Source organism: Aeromonas sp. sif2416 (genome assembly GCF_019218665.1).
Lineage (GTDB): Bacteria > Pseudomonadota > Gammaproteobacteria > Enterobacterales > Aeromonadaceae > Aeromonas > Aeromonas encheleia.
The window spans coordinates 1-19,937 of sequence record NZ_JAHUXC010000012.1 but is presented as its reverse complement, the minus strand read 5'-3'; the positions used below and the strand labels follow the sequence as shown (position 1 = coordinate 19,937).

Sequence of the window (19,937 nt, the reverse complement as noted above, 5' to 3'; positions counted from 1 at the left end):
CCCCTTATCCCCCGTCATTGCGGATAGGGGACCCAGTCCCCCTGTCCCAGCTTGATGTGGTACTTGTCCTGATATTCGAGCACGACCGAGCCCTGGTTTTCCGCGACGTCGGCGGTCTCCGGCAGATTGTCCAGCAGGCTGTTCCAGTCGATGGCATCACTGTCGAAGGCCTGGCTGCCCACCAGCCGCGACACCAGTTCGGAGATCGCCAGGAAGCTGCTGGGGGTATTGATATTCCGGGTCGCCGCCTGGGGACTCTTGGTCCCGATCAGTGCCACCCCGACCGGCACCTGAGTGATGCTGGGGCTCGGGATGTCGCGCAGCCCGGCCATCTGCATCTTGTCACCGGCGATGGCCGCCCCGTGCTCTGGCACCATGATCACCGCCACCTTGCGACCGGACTTGTTCAGCTCGGTCAGGAAGTGATCCAGCTGATCGAGCAGGGTGCGCAGCCGATCCTTGTAGGGGGCGGCCTTGCCGGTGGCCGCATAGCGATTGCCGTCGTGCAGGGCGATCAGGTTGAAGAAGGTGGTGTTGCGCGCCGCCTTGCTCGCGTTGCGCTGACTCAGCCAGCGGTCAAACAGGGCGTCGCTGCGATAGATGGGCTCACCATCGAAGGAGGCGAGATCGTGGGCCATCCCCTGCTTGTCCAGCGGGGTGACATCCAGGTCGGCGTACTGCCGCAGATCCTTGAGGTAATTGCCGAAGGCCCCTGAGTGATCCATGGCGACCTGCTTCTCGAAGCCGAGCTGCGCCAGGTTGTCGAGCAGCAGGCACTGGCTCGGGGCGGGCACGTAGAGCCCCTCGTGGCTGGGCTGGCCGCAGCTGGCCCGCAACAGCCGGATGGAGGCCGGGCCGCTGTAAGAGGTGGCGGAGTTGAAGTGCTTGAACATGAGATCGAAGTGGCGCCAGAGCGGATGGTCCACCAGGCCGCTCGCCTCCACGTCGCTCCAGGCCAGGGAGCAGATGTTGATGATCAGCACGTCGAAGGGGCTGGTCCCTTCCGGCAGCTGTTGCGGGAAGCTCACCAGGCGATCCCGCTCCTCCCCGTAGAAGTCATCGAGGTAGACGTTGAGGTTCTCGTTGGTCGGGGGCGCGCTCTGATCCAGTTGCTCCTCCACAGAGACGCTCTTCTCCTCCGGCACTGGCCGACTGCTCTTGCCGGTGCTGGCGGTCGGGGTTCCCTGAGCGGCGAAGGGATTGCCCAGCTGGGGCGAGAGCCACAGCCAGAGCAGGGCGAGCAGGACCCAGGGGGTGAAGCGCAGCCACTGCGCCAGGAACAGATAGAGGGTGAGCATGACGAAGCCCACGCCTATCATCTCCCAGTTGATGAAGCGGCCGAGCAGCTCCAGCCAGTAATCCGGGGTGAAGGAGAAGACCTGGCGCCCCTGGCCAAGGATGCTCTGTATCCCCGGCAGCCAGGTATCGTGATAGAGGATCCCGGCGCCGATGGGCAATGCCAGCCAGTGCCGCGCGCGCCGCGCCCCTGCCCAGGGCAGGGGGAAGATCAGGAAGGCAGCAAACACCAGATTGATCAACGGATGAAAATTGAGGTAGCCGGCCCACAGCAGGGCAAACTTGCCGAGGAAATAGAGGTTCCATCCACTTAGCCCTTGCCATGCCAGCCAGGGGGAAGACGAAAGAGAAACGCGTCGAGTCATCAGCGGTGGGTCACCTGTTATCATCAGGCCTCTTGAGCGGGCCAGAGCGCACTGCATTAAGTTATGAAGAAAATACTTCATTTATTATGCAACTAATTGGCCTCGCTCACTAAATCTCCACGGCACCACCAGACGCGAACGAAAACAGGCTCCATTTAACCCTCAATATTACACAGATTGCGCATTCACAGGCGTCTTCAGGCCATCAAATTTTTCGATATTTTTTGTCTCCAAACTTGAATAACCCCCACTTTTGAGGGGCTCAGAGTGGTCTTTATACGACAAGGGCTGTCATCTCCTGGCCCGCTGCCGAACTGCTTGAGGCCAAATCCAGATTGCGCCATGATGTCGAACCCGGCCAGCGGCCGGTCTGATTGGACAGTCAACTTCAAGGACCCCCCATGTTTGAACACGTCGATGCCTATGCTGGCGACCCCATACTGACGCTAGTCGAGACCTTCCACAAAGACACCCGTGAGCAGAAGGTGAACCTGGGGATCGGCCTCTATTACGACGAGCAGGGCCGCATTCCACTGCTGGCCTCGGTGCAGCAGGCCGAAGCCCAGCGTGCCGCCGCCCCGGCGCCGCGCCCCTACCAGCCGATGGAAGGGGCCGCCAACTACCGCAGCGCCGTGCAGCATCTGCTGTTTGGCGCCGACCACGAGGCGGTCAAGGCCGGTCGCATCGCCACCATCCAGACCATAGGCGGCTCGGGTGCGCTGAAGATCGGCGCCGATCTGCTCAAGCGCTACTTCCCGAGCTCAGAGGTGTGGGTCAGCAATCCGACCTGGGACAACCACAAGGCCATGTTCGAGGGGGCCGGCATCAAGGTGCACGACTACCCCTACTACGACGAGGCCAGCGGCGGCGTGCAGTTCGATGCCATGCTCGACTGCCTGGCGAGCCTGCCCGCCAAAAGCATAGTGTTGCTGCACCCCTGCTGTCACAACCCGACCGGGGTGGATCTCTCCCGCGCCCAATGGGACCGGGTGATCGCGCTGGTGGTCGAGAAGAACCTGATCTCCTTCATGGACATCGCCTATCAGGGCTTCGGTGACGGGCTGGAAGAGGATGCCTACGCCATCCGCGCCATGGTGGCCGCCGGTGTCAGCTTCTTCGTCAGCAACTCCTTCTCCAAGAACCTCTCCTTCTACGGCGAGCGCTGCGGCGGCCTGTCGGTGATCTGCAAAGATGCAGAGGAAGCGGGCCGGGTGCTGGGCCAGATGAAGGCGACAGTGCGTCGCAACTACTCCAGCCCCCCCACCCACGGTGGCCAGGTAGCCGCGGCCGTGATGAACGACGCCAAGCTGCACGCCCTCTGGGTGGACGAGGTGAGCGAGATGCGCACCCGCATCAAGGCCATGCGCCAGAAGCTGTTCGAGGTGCTGAGCGCCAAGGTGCCGGGCCGCGATTTTGGCTACTTCATCAGCCAGCGCGGCATGTTCAGCTACACCGGCTTCAGCCCGGAGCAGGTGGACAGGTTGCGCGAGGAGTTCGCCGTCTATCTGGTGCGCTCGGGCCGCATGTGCGTGGCCGGCCTCAACAGCCGCAACGTCGATTACGTGGCCGACGCCATGGCCGCCGTGCTCAAGGGCTAAGCCTTCAGCCCCGCTTCGGCGGGGCCTTTTGTTGCTGCCTCTCCCATCCTTATCCCATTTCAGGAGCCGTTATGGATCTGATCGCCCTCTCCCGCCCGAGAGCACGCCATCTGGTCGCCCCGCATCCCCTGCCCGCTCTGGTCCCGCCTCAGGAGGCTCCATGGATCTGATCGCCCTCTCCCGCCTGGGAGGACGCCATCTGGTCACCCTGCATCTGCTGCTGGACAGCCAGAGCGTCACCCGCACGGCGGAACGGCTCTGCACCACCCCCTCCTCCGTCAGCAAGACCCTCAACCAGCTGCGGGATCTGCTGGGGGATCAGCTGCTCTACCGCCAGGGCAACCAGCTGCTGCTCACCCCCTTCGCCGAGTGCCTCGGCCCCAGTCTGCACCGGCTATTGAGCGAGCTGAACGGCCTCACCAGCCAGGGTGGCTTCGATCCCGCCAGCTGGCAGGGGGAGCTTAAATTTGCCCTGCGCGAGAGCGGCATGGTCTGGCCCATGGGCCCCATTCTGGGTCAGTTGATGCGGGAGGTGCCGGGGCTGGTGCCCGTCGTCTGGAACAAGGATGAGCGGGGGCTTGAGGCGCTGGCGGCGGGCAGGCTCGACTTCCTGATCCTGCCCCATGATCAGAGCCAACCCCTGCCCCGCCAACCCGGTCTGGTATGGGAGACCCTGCGGGAGGACCAGCTGGTCTGCCTGGTGCGGGAGGACCATCCGGCCCTCGCCATGCCCTGGGATCTGGATGCCTACCTGAGCTGGCGCCACATCGCCATCCGCGATACCGAGCTGGCCAACCCCTTCTTCGAGCAGAGCCTGGCCCAGCTGCAGGTAAGGCGCCGGATCGGCGCCACCCTGCCGGATTTCGGCGGCGCGGCGGCCCTGCTGGCGCAGAGCGATCTGATCCTCACCGCAGTCAAAGGCTGGGCCGAGCAGGCCAGGCTACCTGGACTGGTCAGCCTGCCCGTCCCCTTCGACTATGGCGCCGTGACCCACAGCCTGGTGTGGTACGGCCCGGCCGGGGAGGAGCCGGCCCGCCGCTGGTTCCGGCAGCGGATCCTGCAGCTCGCCCAGGAGTTGGCCTGATGCCGGCAACGCCCTGCCCTCAGATGGCAGGGCGCGCCGGCATGAGCGGCCTCAGGGTTTCTTGGTATAGATGGGGCTGGGGAAGGGAGATACGTTGTTGCCCAGCTCTGTGATGCGGGCGGCCCCCTGCTTGCGCACCTGATCGATGCGCAGCACCTGGTGCATGGGGATCAGGGTGCGATTGACATCGGCAAACTCGCTCTTCAGCTTCTCGTGGCTGGGATCGACGATGAGCGCCGTGTGGTTGTCCCACACGAAGTTCGCGATCTCGATGAAACCGAACAACTGACCCTGGTTCACCTCCCTGACATAGACCTCGTAACGCTCGTTGTGGCAAATAAACTGCACTCGGTATAAGGCGCTGGCTTCACTCATGGGCATCTGTTGATGGTGGACGGTTTTCCCATTCTAGCGGCCACTTCCCACGCGCCCTATAGACGAAGTTCACAGTTGCGTCATATCGAGTCTCCACACGACTCAGCAGATCGCCGGCAGAGCGATGGGGCCCAATCCCTTGGCGATCAGCGCCTTGGCGAGCGATTCCAGCTCGGGGCGGGTCGCCTCCCGCCAGTCGAGCGCCCCACCGCGTACCCCGTGCCGACGAAAGCCATTGAGCCGGATGGGCACGGGCCCCAGGCCGTGCAGGAAGCGGGCGAGCCCCTCGTCCAGCTCGCCGCTCCCGTCGAGAAAATCGCTGCGCCCCGGCACATGCAGCAGCCGCAGCTCGCTCAGCTTGCCCCGGCTGGCCAGCAGCTGCAGTGAGGCTAGTACCCGTTCGCGGCCCTGGCCGGTCAGGGCATGGTGCACCGAGTCGCGCCACCCCTTGAGATCGATCATGGCGCCGTCCAGCACCGGCAGCAGCCGCTGCCAGCCGGTCTCGGCCAGGGAGCCGTTGCTGTCGAGCAGACAGCTCAGATGAGCGAGATCCGACGCCTGTTTGATGGCAGTGAACAGCGCCACGACGAAGGGCAGCTGGGTGGTCGCCTCGCCGCCGGAGACCGTGATGCCGCTCAGCAGCGGGCCGTAGCGGCGCAGCTGGGCCAGCACCTCAGCCACCGACATGGACTCGGTCTTGGGGCTGGCCTGGCGCGGGCAGATGTCGAGGCAGCGATCGCAGTGGGTGCAAAGATCTTGCTGCCAGCTCACCCGCCCCTGGTGCAGCCTCAGGGCGCCGCTCGGGCAGGCGGGCACACAGTCGCCACAGTGATCGCACAGCCCTATGGTGTGCGGGTTGTGGCAGCCAGGGCAGCGAAAGTTGCAGCCTTGCAGGAACAGCACCAGCCGGTTGCCAGGTCCATCCACGCAGGAGAAGGGCAGCAACCGGCTGACGATGGCGGTGCGAGTCATCGAGCCTGACTCAATAGTCACAGAGGCTGGCTTCGAGCCCCACCACCCGCGGCGCGCGCTGGCGAATGCCGGTCAGCTCGCTCGCCTCGGCGCCGAGGCAGGTGGTCTGCAGCCGGGAACCGTCGGTGGCGAAGCGGGCGAGATCGCTCTTGCGGATCATGTAACCCGTAACCCGCACCAGATCGCTGTCCGCCACGTTGGCGCTGAACTCGCGCATGCCGAGGGCGAAGGCCCCCTTGCACAGTTGCAGCAGGGCTTGAGGGTTCTGACGGATGGTGGGATCCAGGGTCAGGATCTCGCTGATGCCGGAGCCGTAGAAGCCGTGGTGGGGCGCCAGCGCCAGCACGTGGCTGGCGGGATCCGGCTCCTCGCCATAGGGGATGCGCACCCCCGGCGTCACCCCGCGATCCAGGCTGAGGCCGCCCTGGGCATGGAGCAGGGCGCGTCCCCGCCAGGCGTGAGGTTGCGGCGCTCCGGTCACATGGTCGGAGAGCGCGGCCGAGATGCGATGGCCAAGCCGGTTCGCCCCCTCGTCATGGCCGTAACGCCCCGCCAGCCCCTCCTTGTCCAGCAGGATGTTGACCGCCTCCGCCATGCCGTAGATGCCGAACATGGGCACGAAGCGCCCCTCGTTGAGCAGCCCCTCCTGCACCAGGAAGCTGTCGAAGAAGCCGGACTCCTCGTGCAGGAAGGCGGCCCGCGCCGCGATGAGCCGGGAGGCCAGCTCGCAATGGTGCGGCAGCCACAACTCCAGGAAGTCGTCGATGCCGGTGCTCAGCTCGGCCACCCCCTTGAGGGAGAGGCGCACCAGGGTGTTGGCCCCGCCCGCCTGGGGCAGGGCGTTGTAGCAGCTGACGATGCCGAAGCCGCGCTCGTCGAAGGTGTCGCGGTGCAGCGGGTAGTTGACGATGTGCGGCTTGCTGCACTCGGCGATGTTCCGGACAGCCTGCAGCAGCAGGCTGTCCGGGGTCGAGGCGGGATCGTGGAACAGGCTGAGGTTCGGCGCCACCTGCTTGAGCTCGCCGTCGATGCGCAGGATCAGGCGGCAGAGTCGGTTGTCATCCGGGCCTATGTTGACGTGCATGAAGGCATCCGGCAGCACCCGGTCCAGGTAGATCCAGAACCCCTTCAGCTTGCGATAGAGCGCCTCGTCATCCAGCGCGCCGACGAAGGGCAGCAGCAGGTGATCCAGCCGTCCCAGCCAGACCGGCATGCCGGTCACCGAGGGCACGTGGTGGTAGAGGATGCGCAGGGCATCCAGGGCCTCGTCGAAATCCCGGGGCGGCGCCAGCTCCAGCCAGGCCGAGCCCTGGCTCAGGAACTTCTGGTAATCCGGCAGCACGTAACGCGGCTTGTAAGGCGCGTGCCCCTCGAACATGTCGCAGAGCACCCCTTGTGCCATCGCCTCGGCCACCGCCGCGGGCAGCTCGGGATAAGGCAGCGCATTCTCGGCGGCCAGGGCCAGGGCATGGCTCTTCTGAGCCGGAGAGAGCAGGGGATCGCGCACTATGCGCTGGCAGGTTGCGGTGAAAGACATGGGGGAGCTCCTTGGCGGAAAGTCCCTAAATCCTCACACTTGAGAGGCCTTTTTTGAAGTGACATTCACAACATAACGGATGTCATAAACAGACATCCGTTATGCGGGATCACGCCCTAGCCCAACCAGGGCAGCACGCTGGCGAGCCCCCCCTGCCAGCGCAGCAGGAAGAAGCCCCCCATGCCGATCACGACCACCAGCAGGGTCGGCAGGCGCAGCAGGGTCAGGGCCGTCACCAGCAGGGTCGCGGCCAGATAGTCAGGATCCCAGTCCAACCCCTTGCCCGGCTCATAGCTGAAGACGATGGGCAGCCAGATGGCGGTCAGCACCGACTGGGCCGAGAAGCTGAGGAAGGCCCCCATCTCGGCGCCCGGCTGATAGCGGGTCAGCCGCGAGAAGAAGGCGAAGCGGTTGAAGAAGGTGATCAGGGCCAGCAGGCCTATCATCAGCCAGCTCATGGTTATCTCCTCATCCGGTGCAGCACATAGCCCACCAGCATGCCGGCCAGCGCCGAGATGATGATGTAGACCTCCGCCAGCAGCGGCTTGGTGAGCAGCGCAGTGCCGCCGCTCACCACAGTCGCCGCCACCATGGGCAGGTTCTTGAGGGCGGGTATGGTCATGGCGATGAAGGTGGCGGCGATGGCAAAGTCCAGCCCCATCCGATCCAGCCCGTCTATGTACTGACCGGCGGCGATGCCGAGCAGGGTCGCCAGGTTCCAGAACAGGTAGAACACGAAGCCCGCGATCAGCGCATAGCCGGGGTTGAAGACGCCGCTGCGCTCCCTCTCCTTGAGCGCCACCGCGAACATCTCGTCGGTCAGGAAGAAGGCGAGGCTGGCACGCCAGCGCAGGGAGAGCGGCAGCACGTCCCGACGAAAGGTGAAGCCGTACAGCAGGTGCTGGGAGGTGATGACGAAGGTGGAGCCCACTATGGGCAGCAAAGGGGTGCCGGCCCCGAACAGGGTGGTGGCCGAGAGCTGGGCGGCACCGGCATAGACCAGCAGCGACATCAGCTGGGCCTGCAACGGGCTCAGCCCCACCTGCAGCGCCAGGGCACCGCACAGTATCCCCCAGGGGATGACGGAGATGGAGAGGGGCAAAATATCGAGGGAGGCACGCCACCAGAGCGCGCGGGTACTCCCGGGCGCGGGGGCGCTCGTTCCTGACATCATGGGATCATCCTTGTTACATCCACGGCGAGCCGGAAAAACTAGCACGGCGCAGGCGGGGATGTCACGCCATCGTCAGGGGGAAATGACACGCCCGCGCGATGGCGGGCGTGAGGAACCGGGATCAGGGCTGGATGATGATGGGGGTGCCGGGTTCGATGGCGCTCCACACCTCGTCCAGATCATGGTTGAGCATGGCGATGCAGCCGTTGGTCCAGTTGGACGGCTGCAGACGACGGTTGCCGATGTCGTTGCGCTGACCGTGGATCATGATCATGCCACCGGGATTGACGCCCTTCTCGTTGGCCATCTTGATGTCATCCAGATTCGGGTAGTTGATGTGGATGGCCTTGTAATAACCGGAGTTGGTCTTCTTGTAGTCGAGGATGTAACGCCCTTCCGGTGTGCGCTGATCCCCTTCCCGCAACTTGTGTCCCTTCGGGGCCGGGCCCAGGGCGATCCAGTAGCGTTTGACTTCCTTGCCATCCTTCATCAGGGTCAGGCTATAGCTCGACTTCTTGACCACTATCATGTCGGCAGACAGGGTGGCAAAACTTAAGGCGGGCCACAGCCCCAGCAAACACAGTAATACGGCTCTCATTCCATCCCTCGACAAGCCTTCAGGGCTTTTTTGTTAGCAAATCATCTGAATATCGCCACTCTCTGGTGGCGAGCGAGCGCCATGATATGGGATCGCCATCAATACTCAATATATCCAGAGAAACATATCTGTGACCAGCGTGACGAGCGCCCCATCCATCCATCTCCCCATCACATTAATTAATAGCTAAAACAGCTAGATGGCGCCAAGCGGTCGTTTCAAGTGTCTCATTCAAGCCCCCTCTCAGCCCCCACCCCGGGATCCGGCATGACCCCCACAGGCGCCGCCGCGCCTCCCCGCCGCCATCCGTCCCCGATAACCCCGTCCAGCCGCGCGACCGGGGGCGTGACCAGCGCGCAGAAATGACAGAGCCCTGCCAAGGGGCAGGGCTCTGTGGTGGGTGAGGATCCCTTAGCCGATAGAAGCTGGCTCGGCCTGGTAGTGGCGCCGGATCCAGGCCTCGAAGTCGGCCAGCATGCGCGCCTCCGACTCGCTGTTGTCGGCGATGAGCGCCTCCCCGTGCACCACCCGGATGCGGGCATTGAGCGGGCTGCCCTCGCCGGCGGGTGGCCGCTGCCGCGCCGCCGCCATGCTGGCCGATGCCAGCTCCCAGGCCTCGGCCACGCTCTGGTTGCACACCCGTGCCAGGGGAGCGGCGCTGAAGCCCTCGCCGGTGAGGCTCTGCAGGGTCTGATCGTGGGTCATGCCATTGCCCGGCCCCCAGTAGTGGGCGGCCAGATCCGGTCCGATGCGCGGGTTGTCGGTGAGATAACCGTCGCGCCGCAGGAAGTAGGCACGGGTCTGCTCCACCGCCATCAACGCCAGCAGGTAGCCGTGGTAGGCGCAGGCCGACTCCTGGTTGAGCAGGTGCGGGATCGCCAGCAGCGGCCGCGGGCTCTCCACCCCCAGGATCTTGCGCTCCCAGCGGCGGGCCAGCGCCAGCACAGTGGCCGGGGTGCGATCGCCATCGGCCATGGCGTAGAGATCCCGCTCGAAGTAGGAGACCAGCGCGATCTGCCGCTCGTTGAAGGCGCGAAATGGCTGCCGCGCCTCGATCATGGCCCCGATGAGCGCATCCGGGATGGGCTTCCCGCTCTCGCTCCTGGCATAGCGCTTGAGCCAGTCCGCATCGTCCAGCAGGCTGTCGCAGAACATGGACTGGGTCTCGGCATAGGCCATGGAGGTGGGCGGGAACTCCTGGGAGAAGCAGGGGGCGTTGCCGGTCACGTTCGCGAAGTGGGCGGCGTGGCCCCCCTCGTGGAACAGGGTGTTGAGGCCGCTCCAGCCGCTGCCCACCTGAGACGGATTGGCCAGGCTGGTGAAGTTGACCACGGCCGGCACCCATTGCCCCTCCTGCCAGAAGCTCGGTACCGGGCCGTGGCAGAAGCCGTTCTCGTATTTCCCCTCCCGGGTCAGCAAGTCCAGGGTGAGGGTCGCCTCCCGATACTGGATGCCGAGCCGGCGGAAGCTCTCGACCCAATCCTGCAGCGCCCGCGAGAAGGGCACGTAAGGATCGAGCTGGCGGGTCACGTCGCCGCTGACGAAGTAGCGCAGGTTGTGGGGCAGCAGCGCCGCCGCCCCCTTCGCCGCCTTCAGCTCGGCCAGGCTCAGGTGCACCCGCTCTTCGGTGCGCTCGATGAAGTCATCCAGCACCGCAAACAGCTGCTCCGGGCTCATCTGCTCGTTCTTGCGCACCTTGTAATCGAAGTAGTCGCGATAGCCCATGGCGCGGGCGAAGCGGTTGCGCAGCGCCACTACGTCCAGGTAGCCATGGTCGACCACCCACTGCTCCAGGCTGTGGAACATGTCGAGGGCACTCTGGCGCACCGCCTCGCTCGGGCTGGCGGCCAGGCTGGTGCTGGCCGCCGGCAGGCTACCGGCCACCTGGCGGCCCTGCTCGTCCAGCAGGCTCAGCTTCAAGCCCTTGCGACGAGCGAACAGGTCCGCCTCGGCGACCACCAGCTCGTCCATCAGGGCCGCCGCCGCCGGATCCTCGATGACGTTGCACTCGAAGAAGGCGATCCAGCCCCCCAGGCCGCGTCTGAGATCCGCCCCGTCGGCCCGGGCAAGCATCTCCCTCAGCTCCGGCAGCCGCGCCGGATTGGCACAGAACGCCTTGTAGGCCTGCTCGGCGGCGGTGAAGCCGGCCTGATCGTCGCTGGTGCCCATGTAGGTGGACCAGAACAGATCCTCCTTGCGCCTGTGCACCCGCAGGTAGTCGGCGTTGAGCTGGTTAAGGTAATTCCTGGCAATGGAACTCATAAATTCCCTCTTGTTATCGGTGGCGTCTGGCCATCCGTTCCTTTTTGGTGGTGTCCCTCCCCGGTCGGGGCCGGGACAAACGTGCGCCGGGATGCGCGTCACCACGCTATCAAAAGCGGGCCTGTCTGTCTGCTGCTCATGGGGGCCATGAGCGGGCACACTCCGACCCCAGGTAGCCGGCGGATCCCTGAAGGATCCCCCTCGGCTCGGGTCCCCGGCCCCTGCCATGGAGTCCAGGGTTGGCAAGGGGATGCCGCCTCAGTATAAGATGCGTGAAATCTGAATATTAATCAGAACAACAACCCGGGGCAGTGAACATGACCAGGGGAATACCCATGCAAAAACAGAAAGTTAAGTAATGGCACTACTCCGATGAGTCGAACTGTAAAGATTTACACTTAATAATTTAATCAAAATAAGTCATGATGATGTGTCGTCTTCAAATGCGACACCATGACCATTTATGTAGTCATTTGGCAAACTGGTTGAAAGGCCAGGACGCAAAGCCTCCGGTCTAAAGACATGTCGTCCAGGATAGCGGGGTTGCCACACCCAGGTGTGTATCGGGGATTTCCCCTGCCAACTTGACTGCCCACATCACCGAACAGAGGAATGTATGGCAGCAAAAATTCAACTCAATCATGTGACCGCGGCGCTGGCGTTGCTGGCCAGTGGCGGCGCACTCGCCCACGGCTATATCAACCAGCCGGAGGGGCGCAACTATCTGTGCAAGACCGGCGGCAACAGCCAGTGTGGCGCCATCCAGTGGGAGCCCCAGAGTCTGGAGGCACCGTCCGGCTTCCCCAACGGCGGCCCCGCCGACGGCCAGATCGCCTCGGCCGGCCACCCGCAATTCGGTGAGCTCAATGCCCAGACCAGCGATCGCTGGACCAAGCGCGAGGTGCAGGCCGGGCCCTTCGCTATCAGCTGGAGCTTCACCGCCAACCACGTGACCCGCAACTGGCGCTACTACCTCACCAAGCAGGAGTGGAACCCGAACCAGCCGCTGACCCGCGACTCCTTCGATCTCAATCCATTCTGCGTGATCGAAGGCAACATGGTGCAGCCGCCCAAGCAGGTCACCCACCAGTGCACCCTGCCGGCACGCACCGGCTACCAGGTCATTCTCGGAGTGTGGGAAGTGGGCGATACCGCTAACAGCTTCTACAACCTGATCGACGCCCGCTTCGAAGGCGGCACCCAGCCCCCGCTGAGCTGGAGCCAGGGCGGGACCATCTACCCCTCCACCGATCTCGCGGCCGGCGACAAGGCCAGGACCCGGGTGTTCGACGCCAGCGGCGAGCGCACCGATCTGCAGACGGTGCTGACCATCGCCAACGCCGAGCAGGGCCAGAAGAACAACTGGGCTCACGATCTGGCGGGCAAGATCAACGCCGAGCAGAGCCAGATCCGTGCCGGTCAGCAGGGTGGCGACGGCCAGTTCAACCCGGTCTACGGCCAGAACCCCATCTACCTGAAGGCGGGCAGCAACCTGCAACGGGTCGAGATCCAGCTCGAACAGCAACAACCGCCGGTGGGCAACGACATCAACGTGAGCGGTCTGGAGAGCGAGTACCTGCTCGACAACGGCAGCGTCACCCTGGCCTTCACCGTCACGGCGCAAGGGGACCTCGCCGTCACCAATACCCTGTATGACCATGGCGGTGTCGCCAAGGGCCAGACCGGCGCCGACATCAAGGACAGCAGCCAAAGCTTCACCATGCCGGTGAGCGGCCTGAGCGCGGGCCACCATCAGCTGGTGATCGAGGGCAAGCCCAAGGCGGGTGGCGAGCCGCTGCAGCAGACCCTGGATCTGATGCTCAAGGATCCGGCCAGCGGCGGTGACTACCAGTTCAGCTTCCCGGAGGGCCTGAAGTCCTACACCGCGGGCACCAAGGTGCTGCAGCCCAAGAACGGCAAGGTGTATCAGTGCAAGCCCTACCCCTACAGCGGCTGGTGCACTATCTGGTCCAGCTCGGCGACCCAGTATGAGCCCGGCGTGGGCAGCAACTGGCAGGATGCCTGGACCGAACTGAAATAACGCGCATCGACAGATAAACAAACAGGGAGCCGATGGCTCCCTGTTTGTTTATGGCATGTCAGCCCATTCAGATCTGGTAATCGAGGGCCGGCTCGTGGCTCATGGCGCGGGCCTGGATCTCGGCCAGCGCCAGCTCCGGGTTGCAGAGCTGGATGAACTGCCAGGCGAAGTTGTGCTGGAACTGCCCCTGCTTGAGCCCGATCCAGGCGGTGTGCGGTGCGAACAGCCGGCTGCCATCGAGCTGCACCAGTCCCTTGTCACGCTGGGCGTCGAACGCCATGTCCGCCAGTATGCCGACCCCCATCTCCAGCTCGACATAGGTCTTGATGACGTCGGAGTCCTGGGCGGTCAGCAGGATCTGCGGCGCTATCCCCGCCTCGGCGAAGGCCTCATCCACCCGCGCCCGGCCGGTCAACCCGGCCTGGTAGGTGATGATGGGCCAGTTCGCCAGCGCCTCCAGGGTCAGCTCCCGCTCGGCGGTCAGGGGATGCTGCTCGGGCACCACTATGTTGTGATGCCAGCGGTAGTAGGGGAAGGCCACCACCCCTTCGCTCTTGTCGAGCTGCTCGCTGCTGATGCCGATATCCACCTCGCCGGTCTGCACCAGCCGCACTATCTCCTCCGGCCCGCCTTGGCGCAGCTCCAGCTGCACCAGCGGGAACTGCTCGCGAAAGGCCTTCACCACCCGCGGCAGGGCGTAGCGCGCCTGGGTGTGCGTGGTCGCCACCAGCAGCCGGCCCGAATCCCGGTTGGCGAAGGTGCTGGCCAACTTGCGGATGTTGTTGGCGTCGTTGAGGATCCGCTCGGCGATCACCAGCAGCTCCTTGCCCGGCTCCGTCATGCCGAGCAGCCGCTTGCCGTAGCGGATGAACAGCTCCAGCCCGAGCTCCTCCTCCAGCTCGCGGATATGGCGGCTGACTCCGGACTGGGAGGTGAACAGGGCGTTGGCAACCTCGGTCAGGTTGTAGTCCCGCCGCGCCGCCTCCCGGATAATGCGTAGTTGCTGAAAATTCACGTCATCGCCTCCTGCGCTGACCGGCCGTCGGGTCCAACCCGCCGCCGCCTTCTTGTTTTATTGCCAGCCCGGGCTCATGCCGGGCCGCAAACCTGAAACTGCTTCACCGGCGCGGGCAAGCCGCCACCGATCTTCCGGGGATAAGAGCCAAGCCTCCCCACCACGAATTCGGCTCCCTCAGATCTGATGATTTGGGATAGAGCCGAGCCTTAACAGTCACGAACGGAGTCCGCTCCATCAGATCTGATGATTTGGGATAGAGCCGAGCCTTAACAGCCACGAACGGAGTCCGCTCCATCAGATCTGATGATTTGGGATAGAGCCGAGCCTTAACAGCCATGAACGGAGTCCGCTCCATCAGATCTGATGATTTGGGATAGAGCCGAGCCTTAACAGCCATGAACGGAGTCCGCTCCATCAGATCTGATAGTCCGGATAGAGCTGCGCCTGCTTGGCCACCAGGCGCACCCCCTGCCCCGGCGCGAAGGCCCTCGCGGCCTCCTTGCTCAGCTCGGCCTCGAAATGCGCCCCTTGGGTATCCCCGGTGCCGCGCAGCTCGACCCGGATCCGCGGCCCCATGGGCAGCAGACGGGTGATGGTGGCACTGATGCCACCGGGCGCATCGGCGGGCAGGATCTCCAGCTCGTGGGGCCGCACATAGGCGATGGCGGCACTGCCCTGGGCCAGATGGGAGATGGCGGATCCCCCCAGCCGCTGTTCGCCGATGCCGAGCCCCTGCTCCGCCACCCGGCCGCGGAACAGGTTCACGCTGCCGAGGAAGCTGTGCACGAAGGAGCTGGCGGGCTGGTCATAGACCTCGGCCGGGGTGCCGATCTGCTCGACCCGGCCGGCATTCATCAAGACGACGCGATCCGCCACCTCCAGCGCCTCCTCCTGATCGTGGGTCACGAACAGGCTGGTGACGTGCAGCTCGTCGTGCAGTTCCCGCAGCCAGCGGCGCAACTCCTTGCGCACCTGGGCGTCGAGGGCACCGAACGGCTCATCCAGCAGCAGCACCTTGGGCTGCACCGCCAGGGCGCGGGCCAGGGCGACCCGCTGACGCTGGCCACCGGAAAGCTGGGTCGGATAACGGTCGGCCACGTGGCTGAGCTGGACCAGATCCAGCAGCTCCTTGACCCGGCTGCGGATGGCAGCCTCGCTCGGGCGCTCGCTCCTCGGCTTGACCCTCAAGCCGAACGCCACGTTCTCGAACACCGTCATGTGACGGAACAGCGCATAGTGCTGAAACACGAAGCCGACGTTGCGCTCGCGCACATGGAGGGCCGAGGCATCCTCCCCCCGGATGATGACGTTGCCGCTGTCGGCCTGCTCCAGCCCGGCGATGATGCGCAGCAGCGTGGTCTTGCCGCAACCGGACGGCCCCAGCAGCGCCACCAGTTCACCGTCGTGAAAATCGAGGTTGATGTCGGCCAGGGCCGCATATTGGTTGAAGTGCTTGTTGAGTCCTTGGACCTGAATGCTCATGGCTGCCTCTCGTAAACCGTTAAATCGAAATCAGTGATGGATTGGGTTGGGCTGAGCACTCCGCCGAGCCACTCGCGCAATAATCCCCGAATCCATATCAATGGGATTTGGTGGGCTGACCACGCAACCTGGCCAACAGGGTCTCCCCCAGCAGGGTGAAGATCCCGAACAGGGCCAACAGGCTGGCCACCGCGAAGGCGGCGCCGGTCTGGTACTCGTTGTAGAGGATCTCGATGTGCAGCGGCAGGGTGTTGGTCTGGCCGCGAATGTGGCCCGACACCACTGAGACGGCACCAAATTCCCCCACCGCCCTGGCGGTACAGAGCAGCACCCCATACATCAGGCTCCAGCGAATGCCGGGCAGGGTCACCCGCCAGAACATCTGCAGGCCGCTCGCCCCCAGCATGATGGCAGCCTCCTCCTCTTCCGGCCCGCGGGCCTCCATCTGCGGCAGCAGCTCGCGCACCACGAAGGGCACAGTGATGAAGGTGGTCGCCAGGATGATCCCCGGGGTGGCGAAGATGATCTTGATGTCGTGCTCGCTGAGCCAGTCGCCAAACCAGCCGCGGCTGCCGAACATCAGCACGAACATCAGCCCCGCTATCACCGGCGAGACCGAGAACGGCAGATCGATGATGGTGATGAGCAATTGCCGGCCCGGGAAGCGAAAACGGGCGATGGCCCAGGCGGCGGCGAGCCCGAACAGCAGATTGAGCGGCACCGAGCAGAGGGTCACCAGGGCGGTGAGCCCGAGCGCGCTCAGGGCATCCGGCTCGCTGATGGCGTGCCAGAAGAAGACCAATCCCGGTGACAATGCCTGGATGAAGACGGTCGCCAGCGGCAACAGCAAAAGCGCGGCGAACCAGCCAAGTCCGAGCGAGATCAGCAGCCACTTGACCCAGACCGGCTCGCGGGTGACGGCCTGATGTCGCTCCGCCGCACTCGTCTGGACAACGGTGTCTAGGGTAATGGTCGAGGTGTTCATATCCGGCTCCCTCCGATGCGGGCCCAGCTCCAGGCTTGTAGCTTGTTGATCAGCAATAACAGGATGAAGGAGATGAGCAGCATGACGGCGGCGATGGCGGAGGCGCCGGCGTAGTCGTACTCCTCCAGGTGGCTCATGATCATCAGCGGCGCTATCTCGGACACCATGGGCAGGTTGCCGGCGATGAAGATGACGGAGCCGTACTCCCCCACCCCGCGGGCAAACGCCAGCGCGAAGCCGGTGAGCAGCGCCGGGATCAGAGTAGGCCAGAGCACCCGGGCGAAGGTCTGCCAGCGGTTGGCACCCAGGCTGGCGGCGGCCTCCTCCTGCTCGCTCTCGGCCTCCCGTAGCACGGGTTGCAGGGTGCGCACCACGAAGGGCAGACCGATGAAGGTGAGTGCGATCACCACCCCTATGGGGTTGTAGGCGAGCTCGATGCCAAAGGGGGCGACCCACTGGCCGATCCAGCCGTTGGGGGCGAAGATGGCGCACAGGGCGATACCGGACACCGCGGTGGGCATGGCGAACGGCAGGTCGATCAGCGCATCCACCAAGCGACGGCCGGGGAAGGTGTAACGCACCAGCACCCAGGCCAGGATCAGGCCGAACAGGCTATTGAGCAGGGCCGCGATGAAGGCCGCCCCGAAGCTGAGCCTAAAGGAGGCGAGTACCCGGGGAGAGCCGATAACCTGCCAGAACTCGGCGGCGCTCAGGTGGTTCACCGCAAACAGCACCAGCGCCGAGAGTGGCAGCAGCACCAGTATGCTCAGGTAGAGCAGGCTGAAGCCCAGCGTCGGGCCCAGGCCTGGCAGGACGGAATAAGAACTTAATCGCATAACACATCCATTTGTTATAAACATCTTTCGATATAGCGATTCTGCTCACTCCTGCCAGGGGCAACAAACACCAATAACGCCTTTGCTAATCACTTTTTTGTCTAACGACGGCGGAACAAGGCCTTTAGCCCCGTAAAAATAAAAAAGGTCTTTTATATAAATAAAAGACCTAACCAAACGGAGCCGTGGAACCTTGAAACCTGAGGTCAGCGCGACGAGCGCACGCTGACGGAGATGACGGAGATGACGAATTATCTGGTAACTGTGAGCCTCCTTGCCGTGTCTGATGGTGAAGGGTTAACGAAAACTGAGGGCCGCCCGCTTGCCCCATTCCGTCGGGACCGGCTCGACCACCATCTCGGCCCGGCGATAGAGGGTACCCAGCAGGTTAAGCCCTTGGCCCCACTCCCCATGGCCGGACTGGGCATTGATATGGCCCACCTCGCCGGCATCGAACAGCGGCACCTGCCACTGGCGACTCCAGTATTCGGCCCGCTCGAACGTCATCCAGGGATCGTTGCGACTGGCGATGAGCTGGGCAGAGACCTTGACGGAGCCTGCCAGTGCCTCATCCGGGATGCCGAAGCGAGCCGGATCCGCAGGCGCCACTATCAGGATCGAGGCGACCTTCTCCGGTTGCAGCCTAGCTGCGGCGATGGCCGTCAGTGCCCCGAAGGAGTGCGCCACCAAGTGAACCTGGCTGCGCCGGCTCCTGAGTTTACTCGCCAGTTTGGCGCTCCAGACGGTGAGGTCCGGCTTGTCCCATGGCAGACCGACCATCCGCTGCCAGTGGGGGAAGTGCTGATGCCAGCGGCTCTGCCAGTGATCCGGCCCACTGTTGTGCAGACCGGGTACCAGAAGGATCTTGTTCATCATGGTGCTCCTATCTGCTGGCACAGGGGCCAGCGTGGCTTAGCTGCCCGGTTGATAAATCTGGTCAAACAGCCCGCCCTGGGCGAAGTGCTTCTTCTGCGCCTTGTCCCAATCCCCTTCCAGATCCTTGACGGTGAACAGGTTCAGAGTGGGGAACTGAGCCGAGGTCTCCTTCAGGACAGCCAGATTGGTGGGGCGGTAGTGGTTCTTGGCGATGATCCGCTGCCCCTCGTCGGAGTAGAGGTAGTCGAGATAAGCCTTGGCGACGGCTTCGGTGCCGTGCTTCTTGGCGACCTTGTCCACCACGGCGACTGGCGGCTCGGCCAGGATGGAGACGGATGGCACCACCAGTTCGAAGTTGTCACGAGTACCCGGCTGACTCAGCACCAGCAGGGCTTCGTTTTCCCAGGCCAGCAAGACATCGCCGAGGCCGCGCTCGATGAAGCTGGTGGTGGCGCCACGGGCTCCGGAATCCAGCACCTTCACGTTCTTGTACAGATCACCGACGAACTGCTTGGCCCCCTCTTCACTGCCGCTCTTCTTCAGGGCATAGCCCCAGGCCGCCAGATAGTTCCAGCGCGCCCCGCCGGAGGTCTTGGGGTTGGGGGTCACGATGGCGACATCCTTGCGCACCAGATCATCCCAATCCTTGATCTGCTTGGGGTTATCCTTGCGAACCAGGAAGACGATGGTGGAGGTATAGGGGGAAGCATTATTGGCCAGTCGGCCCTCCCAGTCCGGGGAGGTAAGACCCGCCTTGGCCACGGCATTGACGTCATAGGCCAGCGCCAGCGACACCACATCGGCCTCCAGCCCGTCCACTACAGCGCGAGCCTGTTTACCGGAGCCACCGTGTGACTGGCTCACCACCACATCATCACCGGTCTTGGCTTTCCACTCCTTGGCGAAGGCGCCGTTATATTCCTGGAACAGCTCGCGGGTCGGATCGTAGGAGACGTTGAGCAGACGGATCTCGGCAGCATTGGCCTGGCCGAGTGCCAGCAGGGATAACAGGGTGAGGGCGGTCATTCGCAGTTTCATAGTGATACTCCATATCGTTGGGTTGAGTACAGAATGCCTCCTCCTTCATATGCCAGGAAGAAAGAAATAGCGCTTTGCTTATCTCTTTTACGCATATCAGATCAACATTGAACTGCAATGCGCTCTGCTAGCCACCTCTCCACCGCCCGGCGACATGGTATAGACGTATCAGGAAGGGGTTGAGTTCAGCCAGGTTGGCAGAGGAATGGGATAGGGATGGATGGGATGGTGTAATGTTTACGGATAATGTTTCAGCGACTTGGCATTGAGCCAAAACTGGGCGATTCTATGGCAAATTGCAGACATGAAAAAAAGCCCAGTCTTTCGACTGGGCTTCTTAATCATTGGCGGAGCGGACGGGACTCGAACCCGCGACCCCCGGCGTGACAGGCCGGTATTC

General features: G+C 63.8%; 17 protein-coding genes and 1 riboswitch. Of the genes, 3 read left to right on the top strand and 14 right to left on the bottom strand.

The window, feature by feature from the left end; genetic code table 11:
• Window positions 1-14: 14 nt before the first annotated feature.
• A complete protein-coding gene (bcsG, locus tag KW821_RS17860; RefSeq protein WP_218292394.1) occupies window positions 15-1,661 on the bottom strand; it encodes a cellulose biosynthesis protein BcsG in 1,647 nt (548 codons plus the stop codon).
• Between the two features lie 401 nt (window positions 1,662-2,062).
• Between bcsG and KW821_RS17855 the strand changes: the two genes are divergently transcribed.
• Together KW821_RS17855 and KW821_RS17850 are read left to right on the top strand one after the other, a co-directional pair.
• Window positions 2,063-3,259, top strand: a complete 1,197-nt coding sequence (locus KW821_RS17855) for an amino acid aminotransferase (RefSeq protein ID WP_218292393.1) — start codon at window positions 2,063-2,065, stop codon at window positions 3,257-3,259.
• A gap of 160 nt (window positions 3,260-3,419) precedes the next feature.
• Complete coding sequence (locus KW821_RS17850) at window positions 3,420-4,343, top strand: LysR family transcriptional regulator (protein WP_218292392.1); 924 nt, start codon at window positions 3,420-3,422, stop codon at window positions 4,341-4,343.
• A gap of 51 nt (window positions 4,344-4,394) precedes the next feature.
• Here the strand turns inward: KW821_RS17850 and KW821_RS17845 are convergent, their stop codons facing one another.
• The 7 genes from KW821_RS17845 to KW821_RS17815 all read right to left on the bottom strand — a co-directional run bounded on the left by KW821_RS17845 (window position 4,395) and on the right by KW821_RS17815 (window position 11,261).
• Complete coding sequence (locus tag KW821_RS17845; protein WP_218292391.1) at window positions 4,395-4,718, bottom strand: DUF1820 family protein; 324 nt, start codon at window positions 4,716-4,718, stop codon at window positions 4,395-4,397.
• Window positions 4,719-4,820: 102 nt separating this feature from the next.
• Window positions 4,821-5,690 carry a YjjW family glycine radical enzyme activase gene (locus KW821_RS17840; protein WP_218292390.1) on the bottom strand — a complete coding sequence of 290 codons (870 nt, stop codon included), beginning with the start codon at window positions 5,688-5,690 and terminating at the stop codon, window positions 4,821-4,823.
• A 10-nt stretch (window positions 5,691-5,700) separates the two neighbouring features.
• On the bottom strand, window positions 5,701-7,227 hold the full coding sequence (locus KW821_RS17835; protein ID WP_218292389.1) for a YjjI family glycine radical enzyme: 1,527 nt from the start codon (window positions 7,225-7,227) through the stop codon (window positions 5,701-5,703).
• A gap of 116 nt (window positions 7,228-7,343) precedes the next feature.
• Entirely contained in the window at window positions 7,344-7,685 is a 342-nt protein-coding gene (locus tag KW821_RS17830) for an AzlD domain-containing protein (protein WP_042653341.1), read from the bottom strand.
• Window positions 7,686-7,687: 2 nt separating this feature from the next.
• Window positions 7,688-8,401, bottom strand: a complete 714-nt coding sequence (locus KW821_RS17825; RefSeq protein WP_218292388.1) for an AzlC family ABC transporter permease — start codon at window positions 8,399-8,401, stop codon at window positions 7,688-7,690.
• 121 nt (window positions 8,402-8,522) lie between these two features.
• Entirely contained in the window at window positions 8,523-8,999 is a 477-nt protein-coding gene (locus KW821_RS17820) for a murein L,D-transpeptidase family protein (protein WP_042653339.1), read from the bottom strand.
• Between the two features lie 411 nt (window positions 9,000-9,410).
• Window positions 9,411-11,261 (bottom strand): M3 family metallopeptidase, encoded by a 1,851-nt coding sequence (locus tag KW821_RS17815; RefSeq protein ID WP_218292387.1) that lies wholly within the window; start codon window positions 11,259-11,261, stop codon window positions 9,411-9,413.
• Between the two features lie 465 nt (window positions 11,262-11,726).
• Window positions 11,727-11,812: riboswitch (cyclic di-GMP riboswitch) on the top strand.
• Between the two features lie 65 nt (window positions 11,813-11,877).
• Between KW821_RS17815 and gbpA the strand changes: the two genes are divergently transcribed.
• Complete coding sequence (gbpA, locus tag KW821_RS17810) at window positions 11,878-13,302, top strand: N-acetylglucosamine-binding protein GbpA (RefSeq protein ID WP_218292386.1); 1,425 nt, start codon at window positions 11,878-11,880, stop codon at window positions 13,300-13,302.
• Window positions 13,303-13,369: 67 nt separating this feature from the next.
• On the opposite strand, the gene cbl is transcribed toward gbpA, so the two are convergent.
• The 6 genes from cbl to KW821_RS17780 form a co-directional block, all read right to left on the bottom strand.
• Window positions 13,370-14,317, bottom strand: coding sequence for an HTH-type transcriptional regulator Cbl (cbl, locus tag KW821_RS17805; protein WP_042653336.1), 948 nt, complete (start codon window positions 14,315-14,317; stop codon window positions 13,370-13,372).
• Between the two features lie 417 nt (window positions 14,318-14,734).
• On the bottom strand, window positions 14,735-15,802 hold the full coding sequence (locus tag KW821_RS17800; RefSeq protein WP_042653335.1) for a sulfate/molybdate ABC transporter ATP-binding protein: 1,068 nt from the start codon (window positions 15,800-15,802) through the stop codon (window positions 14,735-14,737).
• A 97-nt stretch (window positions 15,803-15,899) separates the two neighbouring features.
• The gene (cysW, locus tag KW821_RS17795; protein ID WP_218292385.1) at window positions 15,900-16,787 is read right to left on the bottom strand and encodes a sulfate ABC transporter permease subunit CysW; all 888 of its coding nucleotides are present in this window, start codon (window positions 16,785-16,787) and stop codon (window positions 15,900-15,902) included.
• Window positions 16,784-17,623 (bottom strand): sulfate ABC transporter permease subunit CysT, encoded by an 840-nt coding sequence (cysT, locus tag KW821_RS17790; RefSeq protein ID WP_042653333.1) that lies wholly within the window; start codon window positions 17,621-17,623, stop codon window positions 16,784-16,786. Before cysT ends, cysW begins: the two co-directional genes overlap by 4 nt.
• Window positions 17,624-17,920: 297 nt before the next feature.
• Window positions 17,921-18,496, bottom strand: coding sequence for an alpha/beta hydrolase (locus tag KW821_RS17785; protein ID WP_042653332.1), 576 nt, complete (start codon window positions 18,494-18,496; stop codon window positions 17,921-17,923).
• 39 nt (window positions 18,497-18,535) lie between these two features.
• The gene (locus KW821_RS17780) at window positions 18,536-19,537 is read right to left on the bottom strand and encodes a sulfate ABC transporter substrate-binding protein (RefSeq protein ID WP_218292384.1); all 1,002 of its coding nucleotides are present in this window, start codon (window positions 19,535-19,537) and stop codon (window positions 18,536-18,538) included.
• Window positions 19,538-19,937: the final 400 nt, after the last annotated feature.

Excerpts from the sequence above, each read along its gene's own strand:
- KW821_RS17830 (WP_042653341.1), bottom strand. The coding sequence starts at position 7,685 with ATGAGCTGGCTGATGATAGGCCTGCTGGCCCTGATCACCTTCTTCAAC.
- KW821_RS17855 (WP_218292393.1), top strand. The coding sequence starts at position 2,063 with ATGTTTGAACACGTCGATGCCTATGCTGGCGACCCCATACTGACGCTA.
- bcsG (WP_218292394.1), bottom strand. The coding sequence starts at position 1,661 with ATGACTCGACGCGTTTCTCTTTCGTCTTCCCCCTGGCTGGCATGGCAA.
- KW821_RS17835 (WP_218292389.1), bottom strand. The coding sequence starts at position 7,227 with ATGTCTTTCACCGCAACCTGCCAGCGCATAGTGCGCGATCCCCTGCTC.
- KW821_RS17780 (WP_218292384.1), bottom strand. The coding sequence starts at position 19,537 with ATGAAACTGCGAATGACCGCCCTCACCCTGTTATCCCTGCTGGCACTC.
- KW821_RS17800 (WP_042653335.1), bottom strand. The coding sequence starts at position 15,802 with ATGAGCATTCAGGTCCAAGGACTCAACAAGCACTTCAACCAATATGCG.
- KW821_RS17815 (WP_218292387.1), bottom strand. The coding sequence starts at position 11,261 with ATGAGTTCCATTGCCAGGAATTACCTTAACCAGCTCAACGCCGACTAC.
- cysT (WP_042653333.1), bottom strand. The coding sequence starts at position 17,623 with ATGCGATTAAGTTCTTATTCCGTCCTGCCAGGCCTGGGCCCGACGCTG.
- cysW (WP_218292385.1), bottom strand. The coding sequence starts at position 16,787 with ATGAACACCTCGACCATTACCCTAGACACCGTTGTCCAGACGAGTGCG.
- KW821_RS17820 (WP_042653339.1), bottom strand. The coding sequence starts at position 8,999 with ATGAGAGCCGTATTACTGTGTTTGCTGGGGCTGTGGCCCGCCTTAAGT.
- gbpA (WP_218292386.1), top strand. The coding sequence starts at position 11,878 with ATGGCAGCAAAAATTCAACTCAATCATGTGACCGCGGCGCTGGCGTTG.
- KW821_RS17840 (WP_218292390.1), bottom strand. The coding sequence starts at position 5,690 with ATGACTCGCACCGCCATCGTCAGCCGGTTGCTGCCCTTCTCCTGCGTG.
- KW821_RS17850 (WP_218292392.1), top strand. The coding sequence starts at position 3,420 with ATGGATCTGATCGCCCTCTCCCGCCTGGGAGGACGCCATCTGGTCACC.
- KW821_RS17785 (WP_042653332.1), bottom strand. The coding sequence starts at position 18,496 with ATGAACAAGATCCTTCTGGTACCCGGTCTGCACAACAGTGGGCCGGAT.
- KW821_RS17825 (WP_218292388.1), bottom strand. The coding sequence starts at position 8,401 with ATGATGTCAGGAACGAGCGCCCCCGCGCCCGGGAGTACCCGCGCGCTC.
- KW821_RS17845 (WP_218292391.1), bottom strand. The coding sequence starts at position 4,718 with ATGAGTGAAGCCAGCGCCTTATACCGAGTGCAGTTTATTTGCCACAAC.